This is a genomic window from Sphingobacterium bovisgrunnientis, from assembly GCF_009829085.1.
GTDB classification, from domain to species: domain Bacteria; phylum Bacteroidota; class Bacteroidia; order Sphingobacteriales; family Sphingobacteriaceae; genus Sphingobacterium; species Sphingobacterium bovisgrunnientis.
Window position 1 is genome coordinate 202,839 of record NZ_WUQY01000002.1, and the last position, 17,714, is coordinate 220,552.

Below are 17,714 nucleotides of genomic sequence, written 5' to 3' on the forward strand. Positions count from 1 at the left end.
TTTTATTCCGTAATTATTTATTCTATTTAGGCATCTCTCCTGGATACGCAAACCAAGGGATTGAAGTTTGATAATTATCAGCAGTACCTGCTATAGGTTTTAAGCTTTCAAGAGCCGGTAGATTCCACATATACTCAGAATTGTAACGAGGTCTTAACCTATAGCTTGGAGATCCTTCGTTACGAATATCATAAGATCCTTTTCTGTTTTGCACTTGCGCAGGAGCCAAATAAAGTCCTTTGTAAACTTTATCAACATCAGTATCAGCTTTTTGTTCTAATTGCGCTTGCACCCATCCATTACCATTACTTGGATATTCTCCAGTATATTCTATATCATAATGGTATTTACGCATATCAACCCAAGCCTCAGGTGCTCCCCATGGATATAGCGCTACCCACTTCTGCATCATAATGTGCGACAGAGTCAAATCATTTAATCCATTCACGAATGGTCCGTTGGCATATTCTGCAGCCAACGAATTAAATAATTCCTTAGTAATTTTATCCCCACCTGTAGCACTACCTTCTTTACCAGGATAAATATATCGTGCAGTTGTTACAAGATCGGCATTAACTCCCTTTTTGAAAGCTTCAAATGCATCGGCTTTACGCCCTAACTTCCAATAAGTTTCTGCTAAACAGAATTGCACTTCAGCATATGTGGTTAAGATATAAGGAGCATCATCACGATAGATCCATCTTCCGATTCCATCATGTACTGTTCCTGTAAAGGTAGATGCAAGGTTTCTGCCATAAAATGATGGAGCGGTACCAATTGGCCCTACAGTACTTGTAAATGCACCTCCATAATATTTATAAGATTTTACGTTTTCAGCGTTGTTCAAATTTAAGAACGTATTATTACTAGTTGTCCCTAATTTAACGGCAACACGTGGGTCATAATGCCCCCCAATATTTACCAATGTATCCGTAATTATCTGCTTACTCGCTAATTTAAACGGATAATATGGGTTTGCCCCTTCTCTAATTTTGTCACCTGTGGCTGGGTCATAATCAGGAACTGTACCTGTAAATACTTGAACAGCGTAATCATGTTGGAAATAAGAATATGTTAGGTTCGGACGTGCTGTTCCCCAAAAATTGTTATAACTAGCATAAGGTGCACTTTGTGAACCACCTGTTAACTTCACTGTAGCGTCATCATCTGGACTTTGAAAAGATTTACTTGCCGCATCAATTAATTCTTGTGCATATTTCGTCGTAAAATCTTTTTTATTAGTCAAAGATGAAAGATTGCGTACAATTACTGCGTTGGCAAACTTTATCCATTTAGCTTTATCTCCGTTATAGATAAAATCATTGCTACTGATTTTCGTTCCGTAATTGTGGTTATCTTCTCTTTCTAACAACTCAATAGATGTTCTAGCCCATTCACGTACTTGCTCGTATACAGCATCTTGATAATCATAGTTGTGCGACAATAACCCCGGCACGAAAGCATCTTTCATGGGTACTTCACCGTGAATCTTTGTCAACGCATCCCAACTAAAAGCTTTTATAGCGTAGCCAATACCAGCAAGTGTCCAATCTTCTGCTTCCATAGACTGGTTGATCATATTCTCAAGGTTCATCCCTTGATTCCAGTAAACCATACGCCATGTTTCCCCCCCAGCATCTGAAGCCAATGTATAGAAATGGTTGGCAAATGAGGTGTAGGAAGTAGTTCCCATCATTTGGGTCATTGGACCTAATGCTCTAATATCCCAGTATAACCCCTGATATTGTTGTGTGATATTCGCTAAATATAAATACCCTTCTACTTTATCAGGTGCATCAATATTTTTATTTACATCTAAATACTTTTCACATCCACTTACTAAACCAAGCAGAGGCAAAAGCATATATAAAAATTTCTTTTTCATCATTTCTAAATCTAACCGGTTAATTTAATGTTAAACTAAATCCAACAGAAAAACCACGTGGATTAGGAATTGACCAGACATCATACCCCTCTCCTCCAGTTCCTCCAGCTGCAGCTGAAACCGTATTACCTACTGCATCAATCCCAGAATAGTTCGTCCAAGTCAGCAAATCATTTCCTACTGCATAGACATCCATAGCAGAGAACACTTTGCCCTTTGCCAATAGAGATTTTGGTAATCTATACGATAATCTCAACTCTTGTAGTCGTAAGTAATTAACATCTTTCTCTAACCAATCTTCATCGCCACCACCAAAAGTAGTCGCACCATATGCTCTATAATCTACAGCTATTGTGTTAAATGTTGGATTATCTGTATTCTCATTTCCGTCACGTAATACACCTTTAAATACAACAGGTCCACTTTCTCTTAAGCTTACTGATTCCCAACTAGTACCATTCGTCATCATTGTACGCTTAGTACCATTTACTACCGTTGCTCCCAATCTACCCGCAAATAACCCAGATAGACGAAAATCTTTATAGCTCAATGCCGTGGTCACTCCAAATCTCAATTTAGGCTCACGATTACCAATTACTGACCAAGTCGCCTTTGTAATTGGCAAACCTGTACTAGGACTTATCAAAACATCTCCCTGCTCATTTCTATCGTAGGCTAAACCTGTAAGTGTTGTGATTGGATTCCCAACCATAATACCATTACGAATATTACCTGAATTCCAAGTATATGCATTGTAATATTCCGTCACGTTTTCTGGTAAGTAGAGTACTTCCGAATCACCTTGAGAAGCATTAATACCGACATTCCAAGTAAGCCCTTGAGCTTGCTTAATAATATCACCATCTAAGTGTGCCTCCCAACCCCAAGTTTTGAATGTACCCACATTCATATTGTTCAACACGAATCCTGTTGCATAGCTTAAACGAAATCCTTTAACTATCTGATCTGCATTGCGCGTCGTGAAGTATGTAAAACTACCGTTTAATCTATTATTGAATAATCTAAAGTCCACACCAGCTTCCTTAGCTGTGGTCATCTCTGGTCGCAATTTTGGATTTGGCCCTGTAAAACCATACTTAAATCCACCACCCGATTGATCACTATATTCTAATTGAGGGTCAATTTCTAAAGGTCCTGCATCCTTACCTACCTGCGCAAGAGATCCACGTATCTTTATTTGGTTGATAGAAGAAATATCTTTTAAAAATTTCAAATCTGACACGATGAATGATCCTTCAATAGCAGGATAGAAATATCGATTATTAGCGACTGGCAAAGTAGAAGACCAATCATTACGCCCACGTAAAGTAATAAAAGCTAAATTATTGTAACCAAACTCAAACTGAGCTGATAATGCTTGGATTCTTCGTCTTGTATTACGTTGTGAACTTGTCTGTGACAACGGATCTGTATTATTAATAGATTGAAAATCAGGAACCATGAATTTCGTACCGTATGTAGCAGATCGTGTTACCCTATTTTCCAATTGGTGATAACCAACTTGTCCAGAGAACGATAATTTATCTTGTAAGAATTTATTATTATATCCTGCTAATATATTAATTGTAGGGTCAGAGAAATTGGATTGTACAAGGTTAAATTGTCCTTCACCTGCATTCTTATTCGCATAATATGGATGTGTAGATGTTTCAAAAGTTTGCATACCTACATCCCAGCCCACCTGCGCTCTCAAGAAAGCATTTTCTATAGGAGTGAAGTTCATGGATACATTACTCAAAAAGCGATCTGACTTATCAAAGAACTTGTTTTTATTCATTGCAAATAATGGGTTCAATAAATCTTCATCAACATAATAATCAGGCTTTTTCATATGACTACCATCTGGCGCATAATAAATACTCATGTCGTCGACTATTGGCCATAACATCGCACGATACAAAGGACCATCTGTTCCTCTTAATACTTTATCGTTACCTGTTTTTGTATATTGCATCGAACCATCAAACTTCAAGTAAGGAGTAACGGTTGCCTGACCTGACAAACTAAGATTTGTGCGATCATAGGCTGTTGATTTTAGCACGCCTTTTTGATTCAATTGTGAGAATGCCCCACGTATAGTTGCTTTTTCCGATCCAGCATCAATAGAAATATTATGTCTTTGTTGCGCGCCTGTTTGCAATATTGATGCGATATTATCGTATAACTTCATACCATCTGGATATAACCCTCCAAATCGGGATGTATTATAGTAATTTGTGGTTCCATAGTTTCCATTCGCATATTTTGTTTGCATATCTGGATACCCGTAAGCCTCGTCCCATTTAAAGTAATTACCATAGGTAATAGAACCTTTACCTGCTTTACCCTTTTTAGTGGTAATAATAATCGCTCCATTGGAGGCATCAGAACCATATAAAGCTGCAGCTGCCGCTCCTTTCAATACCGTAATCGATTCGATATCCTCCGGATTAAAATCATTACCTCTAGAGGAATAATCTAAGTTCCTAACGGAATAAGTACTACCCCCCGCTCCCGCCATGCCTATTGGATCAAACGATGAATTGTTCATAGGAACTCCATCTACAACGTATAAAGGTTGGTTATTACCCGAAATAGACGTGATATTTCTTAACACAACAGTAGTCGATGACCCTGGCGCACCCCCAGTAGACGTCACATTTAGACCCGGCACACGACCAGCTAATGCAGAAACAAAATTCTCCCTTCCAGACTCACTTATTGTCTCTCCGTCAATATGTTGCACGGAAGAACCTACGGCTCTTGCCACGCGCTTCATTCCGAATTCCGCAGTAACTAAGACTTCATCAAGTGCGGCCTCTGTACTTTGTAAAATCACATTGTACACTGTTCCATTACCTACAGTCTGTAGTGTTTCTTTACTGCCAACGGCTCTAAACAACAATTTTTCCCCTGGCGCAGCTTGAATAGTAAAAGATCCATCTGCATTGGTTGCTACAGAACGATTGGTTCCTTGAACCACAACTGTAACGTTACTCATCGCATCTCCCGTCGAAGAAGTAACTTTACCAGAAATTGATTTTTGTTGAGCCATCAAACAGGATGCATATACTGCTACCCCGAAAAATGTGAGAAGTAATCTTCTTTTCATGTTTGATAGTTTATTATAGTGAATTGATTAGTATCCTATTTTATAAACAAAAAAATCAGAAACAATAATACCGCATAAAAAGGCATTCGATTAATTCATTTAAATTAGTATAACGAGTACTGAAATGTGGTTTTATATATTATTCCTATAGGTTATAATATTGGGTAGATAAGTTTTATAAAATATTTATTAAAACAAGTCTAATTAAAAAAATGCAGATTTAATAATTTTTTTAAAAAAATCAGAACAAAAACGCATAAACATCAATTTCCCACGAAATATTATGTAACAAATAAGTGTGTCACATGGATATAATTCGGATTGGAGAACGAAAAATAAATCCGTACGAATTTCCAAAGCAGCGTACCTACCGATTGGTATTAGACACTTAATTAAATTTTAACTCAAACTCCCTTGTATTCTACCCTTAAAAATGAGTATCCCAGATGATTAAGATAATCGTTGAAAGGGACTGTTTTTAACATCCAACTTTTGGCTGTATGTCAATAATTTTTCCTTGTGTTTGTCCATCCATTATCTTTTACTTTTTAATTATCCCAATAAAATGGCTACCTTCCCCCATAGCCTTCGGCTTCCCCACTATTCTTTTATAGATAGGTTCATAAGCCTTATCAAATTTGTTCATTCTATATTTCATCAGGTATTGTCATGTATGGATTGTTGTGTACCATATAGGAAATTAGTTTACGTTGCAACCTAGTCCTTTTGTGTAGTTTCTTTCCGTCTAGCCGATAGTTTACCTAATGCTTCCTTAGGATTCCACCTGACGATGGACACCCTTGCCTTCGGCTAAAACTTCCAACTGTAATGGCGTGTTCGGGACTTACACTCTAGAGTTATCGCCCATGCCAGGCGTACAACCACAAAAGGGTCAGAATTTTCATTCTGACCCTTTTATTAAATTTCTACTATTTTAGAATTCCTTTACTTCATATTCACTTTCATTACCTAATCGATCGACAGCTTTAACTGCAACTGCTGATAGCTTTTCGCCGCTTCTATTACTTGCAAATTCCTTAGCAGAAATATTGCTATCTACAATATCCCATTCCCACTCACTACCGTATTTTGCAAATACAATGAAATGTCTCACTTGTTCTGGTTGTTGGTGTAGCCACTTGGCAAATACTTTTCCGATTTCAGGAGTAACTAACAATGTAGGAGCTAATAAAGGATTAGCTTTTAACCAAGGAGACTTTGGTACTAAGGATTTCTGTTTATAAGGTCCATTATTAAGTGTAGGCAACATTTCTGCATTTTTTGTCAATCCAGCGATGCTCCAATGTACTACACCAGGACTTTTAGGAACTATTGAACGAGTTGCGTTGATTTGGTTGACGATTTCTGTCGGTTTGTGTGCAGCTTTAACTTCTACTGTATTTAAACCTGGCCACAAATGTCTTTGGAAAGTATTTTCAGATTCCCACCATTTCAATAAAGCTGTAAAACTTTGTCTCGCAGGCTCGATTGGCCAATACAATTGTGGTGTAAAATAATCTATCCACCCTTTGTTTAACCATAATTTTGCATCAGCATACAATTCATCGTATTGCGAAGAACCTGTTACTCCAGCAGGATAACCTGGTTTCCAAATACCGAATGGACTTAAACCAAATTTTACAAATGGTTTTTCGGCTTTAATTTCTTTATAAATACGTTCGATGAAGTTATTCACATGCGATCTTCTCCAATCTCCTCGTGACAACTCGCCACCATTAGCTTTGTAAACATTCCAAGTTTTAGAATCTGGGAAATCTGCGCCACCATTATAACTTGCATACGGGTAGAAATAATCATCAAAATGTACGCCGTCTATATCATAACGTGTCACGATATCATTCACCACACGAGATGCATGATCTTGCGTACGTTTGTCCGCTGGATCAAACCAATACATACCATTCTTTAAACGAACAATGTAATCCGATGCCGTATTCACCATAGATTTAGACGTCACTTGACCACCATTAGTATGGTGAGCACGGTATGGATTCAACCAGACATGCAATTCCAGGCCACGTTTGTGTGCTTCTTCCACCCAAAATTCTAATGGATCATAATATGGTTCGGGACGCTTACCAATTTCGCCCGTCAAGAAGTAAGACCAAGGTTCAAATTTACTATCGTATAAGGCATCCGATGACGGACGAACTTGAAAAATAACAGCATTGAAGTTGTTATTTTTTAATATATCCAAAAGATGAATAGCTTCTTCTTTTTGCTGAGCAGTTGTCAAATTACGCTTTGAAGGCCAATTTATGTTTGCAACAGTTGCAATCCATGCAGCACGAAATTCGCGCGGAACCTCAGGTAATTGCACTTTAATTTTTTCTTCTTTTTTAGGTTCTTCTGCTTTTTTCCTTGGTTCTGAAGCCACTGAAGTTGCAGTAGTTTGCGGTAATACTGGATTTTTTTCTTTTACAACTTCAACTCCCGATGAATGTGTTGCAGCTTTCAATTCTTTCGATTTTCGGGATTTGCAAGATACAGCAATAACAACAATAAGGCATAAAAATGCTATAGTACGAAATACATTTATTCTCATAGGACACAAAACTACAGTATATACTTTTATTTTCGACATTGTATATGTTAAAAGTACGATTGGCAATATTTTTTTTACGTTCAAAGATTATTCTACTACTTTACCTTTGAAATAAACCGCATCGACATTGAAATCTGCATCAAATACTAGCACATTTGCTACTGATCCTTCATCCAAACGTCCTAAATCTCGACGATCAATTAAATTAGCCGGATATAATGTAGCCATTCTTAAAGCTTCATCTAACGGAATATTGACTTTTTGAACACAATTTTGCACTGCTTTAAGCATAGTAAGCGCCGAACCTGAAAGCGTACCATCTGGCAAAACATAGTGATCTCCGTTCAAAATATGGTGATAAATATCTTTCTCACATTTCGCTACTGCGTCAGTAATCAAGAAAAGACGTTCTTTCATCATTTCTTTACTAATCTTTACAGCTTCATAATCCACATGAATTCCATCGACAATTATAGAAGCGTTAACAAACGAGTGTGTATACGTCGCTCCTGGCAATCCGACATTACGGTGGTGAAGTGGAGACATGGCGTTCCAAAGATGTGTAACAGTTTTTATTCCTTTATCAAAGGATAATTTTGCCTCTTCTAAAGTTGCGTTACTGTGTCCTGCACTTAACAATATATTTTCTGCTTGCAGGTATGCCATACATTCATCTTGCATCAACTCAGGCGCAACAGTCATCATCTGAACAGCTCCATTATGATCAGCTAAAAGATCTTCCAAAATTGGCAATGTAGCTTCTTTAATCAACTCTGCTGGATGCGCCCCTCGTTTACTTGGATTAAGAAACGGACCTTCCAGATGCAATCCCAAAGAGACTTTTGGTTCAGCAGTTTGATAAACTTTAATAGCTTTTTTAAAAAGATCGATGGTATTGGTAGCTAAGGTCAGGTAAAATGAGGTACAACCTTGTCTTAAAAGCAATTTTTCAATTTGATGTATAGACTCGATTGTTAATTCTGCTGAATACAGCTGATCTCCAGTACCATATATTTGCAAGTCAATCAAGCCAGAACAGATATTTTTGCCTTCTACATCAATTTTTTCATAATCGGCAGGAATAGCATCATCTTCTACTATAGCTGATATCTTCTCGTCCTCGATTAGTAATGCTTTGTTAATAAAAGTATTATTACCTGTATAAATAATACCATTGGTTAATGCAATTTTGCTTTTCATAATTTTGCAATAATACTAAAAGCTTTTGGAATTTGTATTTACACCTGTTGGATTGTAACTTAGACAAATCATAGTCTTAGAAATGAAAAAAGCGGACAATACAAAACCAACTTCCATTCGCGTGATGTATATTATCAACGCGATTGCAATCATTTTATTTCTACTCGGAATTATTTATAAAATATTTATAGACAAATAATCATGTCACAAAAAGTTATTATCAATACAGTCAAAGCGCCTGCAGCTATTGGCCCTTACAATCAAGCCATAAAAGCAGATAAAACATTATTCGTATCCGGACAGATTCCTTTGATTCCAGAAACGATGGAATTAATTAATACAGGAATTCAGGACGAAACACACCAAGTGTTTAAAAATATCCAAGCCATTCTAACAGAAGCAGGATATGCTTTCGAAGATGTGGTGAAAGCTTCTATCTTTCTAAGCGATATGGGTGATTTTGCTGCTGTGAATGAAATTTATGCGCAATACTTTACAACAAATCAACCTGCGCGTGAGTGCGTAGCGGTGAAGACATTACCAAAAAATGTAAATGTAGAAATCTCTGTAATTGCTTGGAAAGCATAAACAAAAAATACATTTCTGAAGAGCTGCTTTGTTTCAATACCAAAGCAGCTTTTTTATTTTTTTCTCCTTTTTCTAAAAAAATCTTTTCTTCCCTGGTAACAAAAAAATAAACCTGTTGATATACTATTGAAACTGATTGTAAAACATTTAAAATTCAATAGTATGAAAACGAAATTAAACTCAAAATTATTTGCACTTGTAGCTTGTGCAACTATTACATTCTCTTCCTGCAAAAATGAAACAGAATCTGTATCATTACTGGCAAACCCATCTGCTGTAGGCTTCGCTGATCTTCGCAAAAATGCATTAGCAGACATTACAATCACCAAATCTTTTAAAGCTGAAGATGGAATTACTTTTGAAACAGATAAAGGAACAGAAATAAGAATCTCACCTAACTGTCTACGAGACAACAGTGGAAATGTGGTGTCTGGTGATGTGAACCTTTCCTTTGTAGAAATGTATGACCGCGGCAATATGGCTGCTACAAACAAACCATTGATGGGTAAAAATAGCACCGGAGAATTATTACCATTGGTGACTGGCGGTCAATTTAATATTGGAGTAACTAAAGGAAATCAAAAATTAAGATCAGGATGTCCATTCTTTGTTGATATTCCAGCGGCACTTACTGGTGTAATAGACCAAGACATGAAACTTTGGAGGGGTAATATTGATGAAGACGGAGAACTTGCTTGGGATGAAGTGAAGCGTGATGCTGGAGGCCAAGGTAAAGAAGCAGGTATTAATGTAAATACAGAATCTGCAACTTACCATGTTTGGGCTTCAGAATTTGGCTTGACAAATGTAGATCGTTTCTACAATGACGCTAGACCAAAAACTCAAATCAAAGTTACTGTTCCGGCACAATATAACATGTCAAATGCCGCGGTATACCTTTCATATGAAGGTGAGCGAAATGTCTTAGCACGTTTGGATACATATGATTCAGTTGAGAAATACTTTAGCGAGCATTACGGTTACATCCCAGTTGGTCTAAATCTTCATGTGATCTTCACTTCTGAAAGCAATGGATCATTAATATACGCAATCAAAAAAGTAACTATTGTTGCCAATGGTGTAATTAATATCTCTGAATCCGACCTAGATATTACTTCAAAATCCAACTTGGTTAATATTATTAATAACTTAAACTAATCCCAATTTATAATAGTATCATTTAGTGAGAGCCATTTTTAGGAATGACTCTCACTATTTATAATTGTAACGGAATATATTTTCGATCCGTTCTATTTTAGAATTATAAACTGCCCATTATGAAACAACTATTAATTTCCGTACTATTATTCACAATATTAAGTTGCAAAAAAGAAGAAAAAACACAAGAATATTGGCAACAGAAAACTACAGAAACCTACAACAAATTAGTAAGTCTCTCTGACAAGTATACGTGTGCTGATATGCCAAATATTTCAATTAAACCCATAAAAGAGTACACATGTACTTCTTATGTACTAGTACACAAAAGTGATGACGCAAAATTCGATAAGCTATTAAACGAATATGAGTACTATCATAAAAAATTAAAAGAATCAGGTTATTACAGTACTATCTCAATGTTGTGCGCAGATCTTTATCCTGTAAGAATAGATTGTAAAGAAGGAAAATCTAAAATAGTTTATCTACAAGAACTAAACTCAGAAGAGCTTCAAGTTGAAATGGCAAAATTATACGATGATATTAAAAAACATTATGATAACACTTCATGCAACAATCCAAATGATTGGCTGGGCATAACATTGTTGACAGAAGAATCTGTAGAAGCTATTGCTCTAAAAAAAGGAGATACCAATTTTAATTACAAAGTAAACACTTATAATCAAGCTATTGTAAGAAAATTAAGATCTGAAGGAAAGGAAAAAGAATTTGATACTACAGATAAAATCGTAGTAAAATGCGAAAACAATAAAGCGATAGCAGAGTTTGAATAAAATCCAACAAAACACACTATAATATTTTTTGTAATTTAGCCATTCTTAGGAATGGCTGATTTATCTTTAATTACTCCCATAGAATACCTCAAAGGTGTAGGTCCGCAAAAGGCCGATGTACTCAAAAAAGAGTTGCAGCTATTTACTATTGGCGATTTATTGCAATATTATCCTTTTCGCTATATTGACCGCACCAAATTCCACAAGATTCGTCAACTGCATCCCGATTTGTTTGGGGCTCAGGTTTTAGGACGATTGATTCAGCTGAAAGAAGTTGGTGAAAAAAAAGCAAAACGACTTGTGGGCATTTTCAAAGACGACACTGGCTCTATGGAATTGGTTTGGTTTCAAAGCGTGACTTTTTTACAGAAAAGCTTAAAAGTTGGGGCTGCTTATATTATCTACGGAAAACCAACGGAATTTAATGGTCAGATTTCCATTACACATCCCGAAATCGAATTGTACAATTCGCAAGAGAAGAAAATCGGTAATCTGACAATGCAGCCCGTCTATTCTTCAACAGAAAAATTGAAGAAATTCAATCTTGACACAAAGGGAATTCAACGATTGCAACAAACGGCACTTGAAACTACATACAGAAGTTTTAGAGAAACATTGCCTGACTATTTGGTCGATAAACACAATCTTTTACCCTATCCAAAAGCTTTACTTTCCATTCATTTTCCACAAAATGTGGATGATTTGAATGCTGCTATTCGACGAATGAAATTTGAAGAATTATTCTTTATTCAACTTCGATTATTACGCAACAAACAGCTAAATACGCAAAAATATAAAGGCCATCGTTTCGATAAAGTCGGCGAAAAATTTAATACTTTTTTCAATACCAGATTACCATTTCCACTCACAAATGCACAGAAACGTGTAGTCAAAGAAATTCGTATTGACACCAATACAGGTGCGCAAATGAATCGCTTGGTGCAAGGGGATGTTGGTTCAGGAAAGACTGTTGTCGCGCTGATGAGTATGTTGATTGCAATTGATAACGGCTATCAAGCCTGTATGATGGCACCCACAGAAATTCTAGCTACACAGCATTACAATGGGTTGAAGGAATTGTTAGGTGAGGATATTTGCAATATCAAATTGCTTACCGGCTCCACTACTACGAAAGAACGTCGAATAATCCACCAAGAGCTGGAAGAAGGCACATTAGATATTTTAATTGGAACACATGCCTTGATTGAAGATAAAGTAAAATTCAAGAATATAGGTTTTGTGGTGATCGATGAGCAGCATCGTTTTGGTGTAGAACAGCGCGCAAAATTATGGCGCAAAAACACGATTCCACCACATATGTTGGTGATGACAGCCACGCCGATTCCACGAACTTTGGCGATGACGCTGTACGGGGATTTGGATATTTCTATTATTGACGAATTGCCAGCGGGTCGTAAACCAATTAAAACTGTTCATTTTTTCGAAAATCAGCGACTGCGTGTTTTTGGGTTTATGCGCGAAGAGATTGCCAAAGGTAGACAGGTGTACATCGTTTATCCGTTGATAAAAGAAAGTGAAAAGCTTGATTTATTGAATCTAGAAGCAGGTTTAGAAAGCTTACAAAAGGAATTTCCGCTGCCACAATTTAAAATCAGTATTGTGCATGGCAAAATGCCAGTGAAGGATAAAGATTTTGAAATGCAACGCTTCGTAAAAGGCGAAACGCAGATCATGGTAGCTACAACTGTAATTGAAGTTGGGGTAAATGTTCCGAATGCTTCTGTGATGGTCATAGAGAATTCCGAAAGATTTGGCTTATCACAGTTGCACCAATTGCGTGGTCGTGTTGGTCGTGGCGCTGAACAGTCGTTTTGTATTCTCATGTCGGGCAATAAGTTGAGTAAAGAAGGACGTACACGATTGGAAACCATGGTGCGCACAAATGATGGCTTTGAAATTGCAGAAGTGGACTTAGAGTTACGAGGCCCAGGTGATATTTCAGGTACACAGCAATCAGGCGTACTGGACATGAAAATTGCGGATTTGGCAAAAGATCAAAAAATCTTAGCAGAAGCCCGAAATTCTGTCATCGAAATCTTTAAAACTGATCCAAATCTATCTCTTTCAGAAAATCAGATTTTATTGAATTACTTAAATCAGCGCAATCTAGGTATTTCTTGGGATAAAATTTCCTGACATTAGTGTTTCAATTCGAAAGTAGGTATTTCTGTATATTTGCATTACTTATGGAAAACCCCGATTTATCGAATATTGCGTCCGAGCAAATTAGTGATTTATACCAAGAAATTTTTAATACACTCATTTATCTTGGTGGCACGAACAAATTAACACACATACTGACTACAATCACTTTATTAGTAAGCGTTGTCATTATTTTGCTCATTACAGATTTTATTTTTAGAAAAGTTCTTAAAACTTTATTTATTAAAATCATCAGTAGTTCAAAGACAATTTGGGATGATAAATTACTGGATAATAAAGTCTTAGATGATTTTAGTCATTTAGTATTAATCATCATAGCTCAGCAAACTGTACCACATTTATTTATCGGCTTTAACTCGTTTCGAGAGATTCTAATTAAATCTTTAGGTATAATTGTGGTTGTTGCTGTTTACAAACTTTCAAATGCTTTACTAAAAACGCTTCGAGACATATTAAAAACCTCTAAAGCATTTTTTGACAAACCCCTTGATAGTTATTTACAGGTTATTCAGATTTTCTTAATATTTGTTGTATTCACTGTTTCATTTTCAATCATTACAGGCAATTCGCCCTGGTCATTTTTGGTTTCCTTAGGTGCAGCTTCAGCTATTTTGATGTTGGTTTTCAAGGACACGATTTTGGGCTTCGTGGCGAGTATTCAAGTTTCTGCGAATGATTCTGTGCGTGTAGGGGACTGGATTGAAATGCAAAAATATGGTGCTGATGGCAGTGTTGTTCAAATAAATTTGAATAATGTGAAAGTTCAAAACTTCGACAAAACCATTGTCACACTTCCTACTCACGCTTTACTAAGCGACTCCTTCAAAAATTACCGGGGTATGCAGCAGTCAGGTGGTAGAAGAATTAAGCGTGCTATTTTCATCAAGATATCTTCTATTCGCTATTTGAATTCCAATGAAATTGAAGAGCTAAAGAAAATTCATTTGCTAAGAGATTTTATAAGTACCCGAGAGGAAGAAATTGCAAGATACAATGCCTTACATGACGTAGACGAAAGCGTAAAAGTAAATGGACGCAGAATTACGAATATCGGTTTATTTAGAGCATATATCGAAGCTTATTTAAGGAATAACAAGAATATTCACAAAGAATATCCGCTGATGGTGCGTCATCTAGCGCCTACGGAGCATGGATTACCACTGGAGGTATATGCTTTTACTCAAGGAACAGAGTGGTTGTACTATGAAGGCGTAATGGCGGATTTGTTCGATCATATATTCGCTGCTATTAAATTCTTTCACTTGGAGATATTTGAACTTCCAGCTTCGGATGATTTAAGGGCTAGAGTAACGCAATTACCAAATTTCGATAAACATATTATCAACTAAGTTGTTAATATCTAAGATTTATTACGGCAAGGATTAGCGTCTACATTTTTATTTATTGCCATCTAAAAAACTATCTTTGTTTATCATATGTTAGGACAAGAGCGTAATTTTGAGTTCATTGTTCTAATATCAGTTTAAAAAATATTTATGTCGAAAAGATTCAAATTAGTAGATACAGCACCCAAGAAAGAAACAGCTATTTTAGTGTCGGTAATTACGCCTGATGTATCCGATCAAATGGCTCAAGATTACTTGACGGAATTGGAGTTTTTGGTTCAAACTGCAGGTGCGGAAACTGTAAAAGTATTCACGCAAAAATTGCAGAAACCAGAACATGCTACTTTTGTGGGAACAGGAAAATTAGAAGACATCAGGGAATATGCTGAAGCAGAAGAGGTGGATATGGTCATTTTTGACGATGAACTGACACCTTCGCAATTGCGTAATATTGAGCGTGAATTGAAACGTAAAATATTAGACCGCTCGAGTTTAATTTTGGATATTTTCGCGAGCCACGCACAGACAGCACAAGCAAAAACGCAAGTTGAATTAGCGCAGTTGCAATACTTATACCCAAGATTAACACGTATGTGGACCCACTTGGAACGTCAGCGTGGTGGTATCGGTATGCGTGGTCCTGGTGAATCACAGATTGAGACGGATAGACGTATCATTTTGGATAAGATTTCCTTGCTAAAAGAAAAACTGAAAACCATCGATAAGCAAAACGCTACGCAACGCAAAAATCGTGGCGACATGATTCGTGTTGCCTTAGTTGGTTATACTAACGTCGGAAAATCGACCATTTTGAATATGATTTCAAAGGCTGAGGTTTATATCGAAAACAAACTTTTTGCAACATTGGATACTACTGTACGCAAAGTAGTAATTGATAATCTTCCATTCTTGTTATCAGATACTGTTGGATTTATTCGCAAATTACCGCATCATTTGGTAGAATCTTTCAAATCGACATTGGATGAAGTGCGTGAAGCTGATGTTTTGATTCATGTGGTGGATATTTCACATCCGAACTTTGAAGATCATATTATAGCGGTAAACGAAACGTTGAAAGACATTAATGCGCTAGATAAACCTACTATCACTGTTTTTAATAAGATAGATGCATTTAAACCAGCTGTCGAAGTCGACGAAAACGGCGAGGAAATCAAAGTGACGTTGGATGATTTTAGAAATTCTTGGATGGCTAAAAATTCGGATCCTGCGATTTTCTTATCTGCTACGAACAAAACCAACATCGAAGAATTTAAAGAAAAGCTTTACGAGATAATCTCTAAAATGCACAATGCACGTTATCCGTATAATAATTTGTTGTATTAATAATGAACAAAAAAGTACAATTTATAGATTGGGGATTGGTGGATTACCAAGAGGCGTGGGATAGACAAGAGAAGGTATTTTCCGAAACTTTAGCTATAAAGCAAGATAATAGAACAAATAATTTACAAAATCCGACACCGAATTATTTAATCTTTACGGAGCATCCACATGTGTATACTTTAGGAAAAAGTGGTCATGAAGAATATTTACTATTGGATGAAGAAGGATTAAAAGAAAAAGAAGCCAAATTCTACAAAATTAACCGTGGTGGTGATATTACGTATCATGGTCCTGGACAAATTGTAGGTTATCCAATCTTGGATTTAGACAATTTCTTCACAGATATTCATCTTTATCTGCGAACTTTGGAAGAAGCAATAATTTTAACATTAGCAGATTATGGGATTCAATCTGGACGTTATGAAGGTTTTACGGGAGTTTGGCTGGATGCAGACAACGACAAAGCACGCAAAATTTGTGCGATGGGCGTACGTGCCTCACGCTGGGTTACCATGCATGGCTTTGCTTTTAATGTGAATGCGGATTTGAATTATTTCGGAAATATTATTCCTTGTGGAATTGATGATAAGGACGTCACTTCCATGGAACGAGAATTAGGGAAAAAGCTTGATATGGTAGAAGTGAAAGAAAAGTTAAAGAATCATATTGCTGACCTTTTTCACATGGAACTAGTATAAACCTCTGTTTCACTATAAGTCAAAGTAGTTTGGACATAAATCGATGTTGAAGCTACTTTGATTTCTTTATGTTCAGAAATCTGATAAATTGGAGTTTCTTCAGTACGTGTTGCTATAGAGAACTGTATACCTTCACAATGTGGTCTAAATACAGAATCGACTAATTCTACTGTATTATTTTGTCCTGAAAGATGGCCTAAAATCAAATGTTTCAATCGCGGAGAACGATTTTCAAGAAGCAATTCTAAGGCTGAAGCGTTAGAAATATGCCCCCACCCGCTACGTATTCTATTTTTTAAAAAATAAGAATATCGTCCATTTTGCAACATTTCTTCATCAAAATTACTTTCCAACAATAACACATCCGAATGTTGGATAACATTCTTCACATTGTCACACCCCCTACCCAAATCCGTTAGAATACTGACATTCACTGCTCCATCTGTTACCACAAAACTGCAAGGCTCTTTAGCGTCATGATATTTAGGAATTCCGATAACAGTAAGTTCACCAATTGACATGCGTTCATTAGGTTGAATGAAATTTATTAAATGTTCAGGCATATGCAGCTTCGATCCCTCGTAACTTCCCTTTGTAAGATAAACTGGAATCTGAAAACGCTTACTAAAAACAGATAGACCGCGTATATGGTCGGTATGTTCATGCGTGATGAAAATAGCTTTGATGCTGCTTGGGTCGATCCCCAGTCGTTCCATGCGAATCAATACATGCTTCGTATTGATGCCAATATCAATTAATACCGCATCGTCTCCTTTAGCAACATAGTAGCAATTCCCGTTAGATCCAGAAGCAATTGAGCAGTATTTCATATCGGGAAC

The 17,714-nt window shown here is 36.6% G+C and carries 13 protein-coding genes; 8 read left to right on the forward strand and 5 right to left on the reverse strand.

From position 1 onward, the window contains the following. Window positions 1–22: 22 nt before the first annotated feature. The 4 genes from GOQ16_RS02125 to nagA form a co-directional block, all read right to left on the reverse strand. Window positions 23–1,888: a SusD/RagB family nutrient-binding outer membrane lipoprotein gene (locus GOQ16_RS02125; protein ID WP_204987405.1), complete on the reverse strand. Its 1,866-nt coding sequence runs from the start codon at window positions 1,886–1,888 to the stop codon at window positions 23–25. 16 nt (window positions 1,889–1,904) lie between these two features. After that, window positions 1,905–4,997, reverse strand: coding sequence for a SusC/RagA family TonB-linked outer membrane protein (locus GOQ16_RS02130; RefSeq protein WP_204987406.1), 3,093 nt, complete (start codon window positions 4,995–4,997; stop codon window positions 1,905–1,907). 934 nt (window positions 4,998–5,931) lie between these two features. After that, a complete protein-coding gene (locus tag GOQ16_RS02135; protein WP_160067437.1) occupies window positions 5,932–7,563 on the reverse strand; it encodes a glycoside hydrolase family 10-like protein in 1,632 nt (543 codons plus the stop codon). 87 nt (window positions 7,564–7,650) lie between these two features. Beyond that, a complete protein-coding gene (gene nagA, locus GOQ16_RS02140) occupies window positions 7,651–8,763 on the reverse strand; it encodes an N-acetylglucosamine-6-phosphate deacetylase (protein WP_160067439.1) in 1,113 nt (370 codons plus the stop codon). Between the two features lie 82 nt (window positions 8,764–8,845). Between nagA and GOQ16_RS18080 the strand changes: the two genes are divergently transcribed. The 8 genes from GOQ16_RS18080 to lipB all read left to right on the forward strand — a co-directional run bounded on the left by GOQ16_RS18080 (window position 8,846) and on the right by lipB (window position 16,875). Beyond that, window positions 8,846–8,962, forward strand: coding sequence for a DUF6728 family protein (locus tag GOQ16_RS18080; RefSeq protein WP_317131674.1), 117 nt, complete (start codon window positions 8,846–8,848; stop codon window positions 8,960–8,962). Window positions 8,963–8,964: 2 nt separating this feature from the next. After that, the gene (locus tag GOQ16_RS02145) at window positions 8,965–9,351 is read left to right on the forward strand and encodes a RidA family protein (RefSeq protein WP_160067441.1); all 387 of its coding nucleotides are present in this window, start codon (window positions 8,965–8,967) and stop codon (window positions 9,349–9,351) included. Between the two features lie 162 nt (window positions 9,352–9,513). Beyond that, complete coding sequence (locus GOQ16_RS02150) at window positions 9,514–10,509, forward strand: hypothetical protein (RefSeq protein ID WP_160067443.1); 996 nt, start codon at window positions 9,514–9,516, stop codon at window positions 10,507–10,509. A gap of 119 nt (window positions 10,510–10,628) precedes the next feature. Beyond that, window positions 10,629–11,303, forward strand: a complete 675-nt coding sequence (locus GOQ16_RS02155; RefSeq protein ID WP_160067445.1) for a hypothetical protein — start codon at window positions 10,629–10,631, stop codon at window positions 11,301–11,303. A 51-nt stretch (window positions 11,304–11,354) separates the two neighbouring features. Beyond that, on the forward strand, window positions 11,355–13,460 hold the full coding sequence (gene recG / locus GOQ16_RS02160) for an ATP-dependent DNA helicase RecG (protein ID WP_160067447.1): 2,106 nt from the start codon (window positions 11,355–11,357) through the stop codon (window positions 13,458–13,460). Window positions 13,461–13,510: 50 nt separating this feature from the next. Continuing rightward, window positions 13,511–14,836, forward strand: a complete 1,326-nt coding sequence (locus GOQ16_RS02165; RefSeq protein ID WP_160067449.1) for a mechanosensitive ion channel family protein — start codon at window positions 13,511–13,513, stop codon at window positions 14,834–14,836. A 147-nt stretch (window positions 14,837–14,983) separates the two neighbouring features. Further along, window positions 14,984–16,177, forward strand: coding sequence for a GTPase HflX (hflX, locus tag GOQ16_RS02170; RefSeq protein ID WP_149912752.1), 1,194 nt, complete (start codon window positions 14,984–14,986; stop codon window positions 16,175–16,177). A gap of 2 nt (window positions 16,178–16,179) precedes the next feature. Then, window positions 16,180–16,875, forward strand: coding sequence for a lipoyl(octanoyl) transferase LipB (gene lipB / locus GOQ16_RS02175; RefSeq protein WP_149912751.1), 696 nt, complete (start codon window positions 16,180–16,182; stop codon window positions 16,873–16,875). Here the strand turns inward: lipB and GOQ16_RS02180 are convergent. Then, window positions 16,857–17,705 carry an MBL fold metallo-hydrolase gene (locus GOQ16_RS02180; RefSeq protein WP_160067451.1) on the reverse strand — a complete coding sequence of 283 codons (849 nt, stop codon included), beginning with the start codon at window positions 17,703–17,705 and terminating at the stop codon, window positions 16,857–16,859. The genes lipB and GOQ16_RS02180 overlap by 19 nt on opposite strands. Window positions 17,706–17,714: the final 9 nt, after the last annotated feature.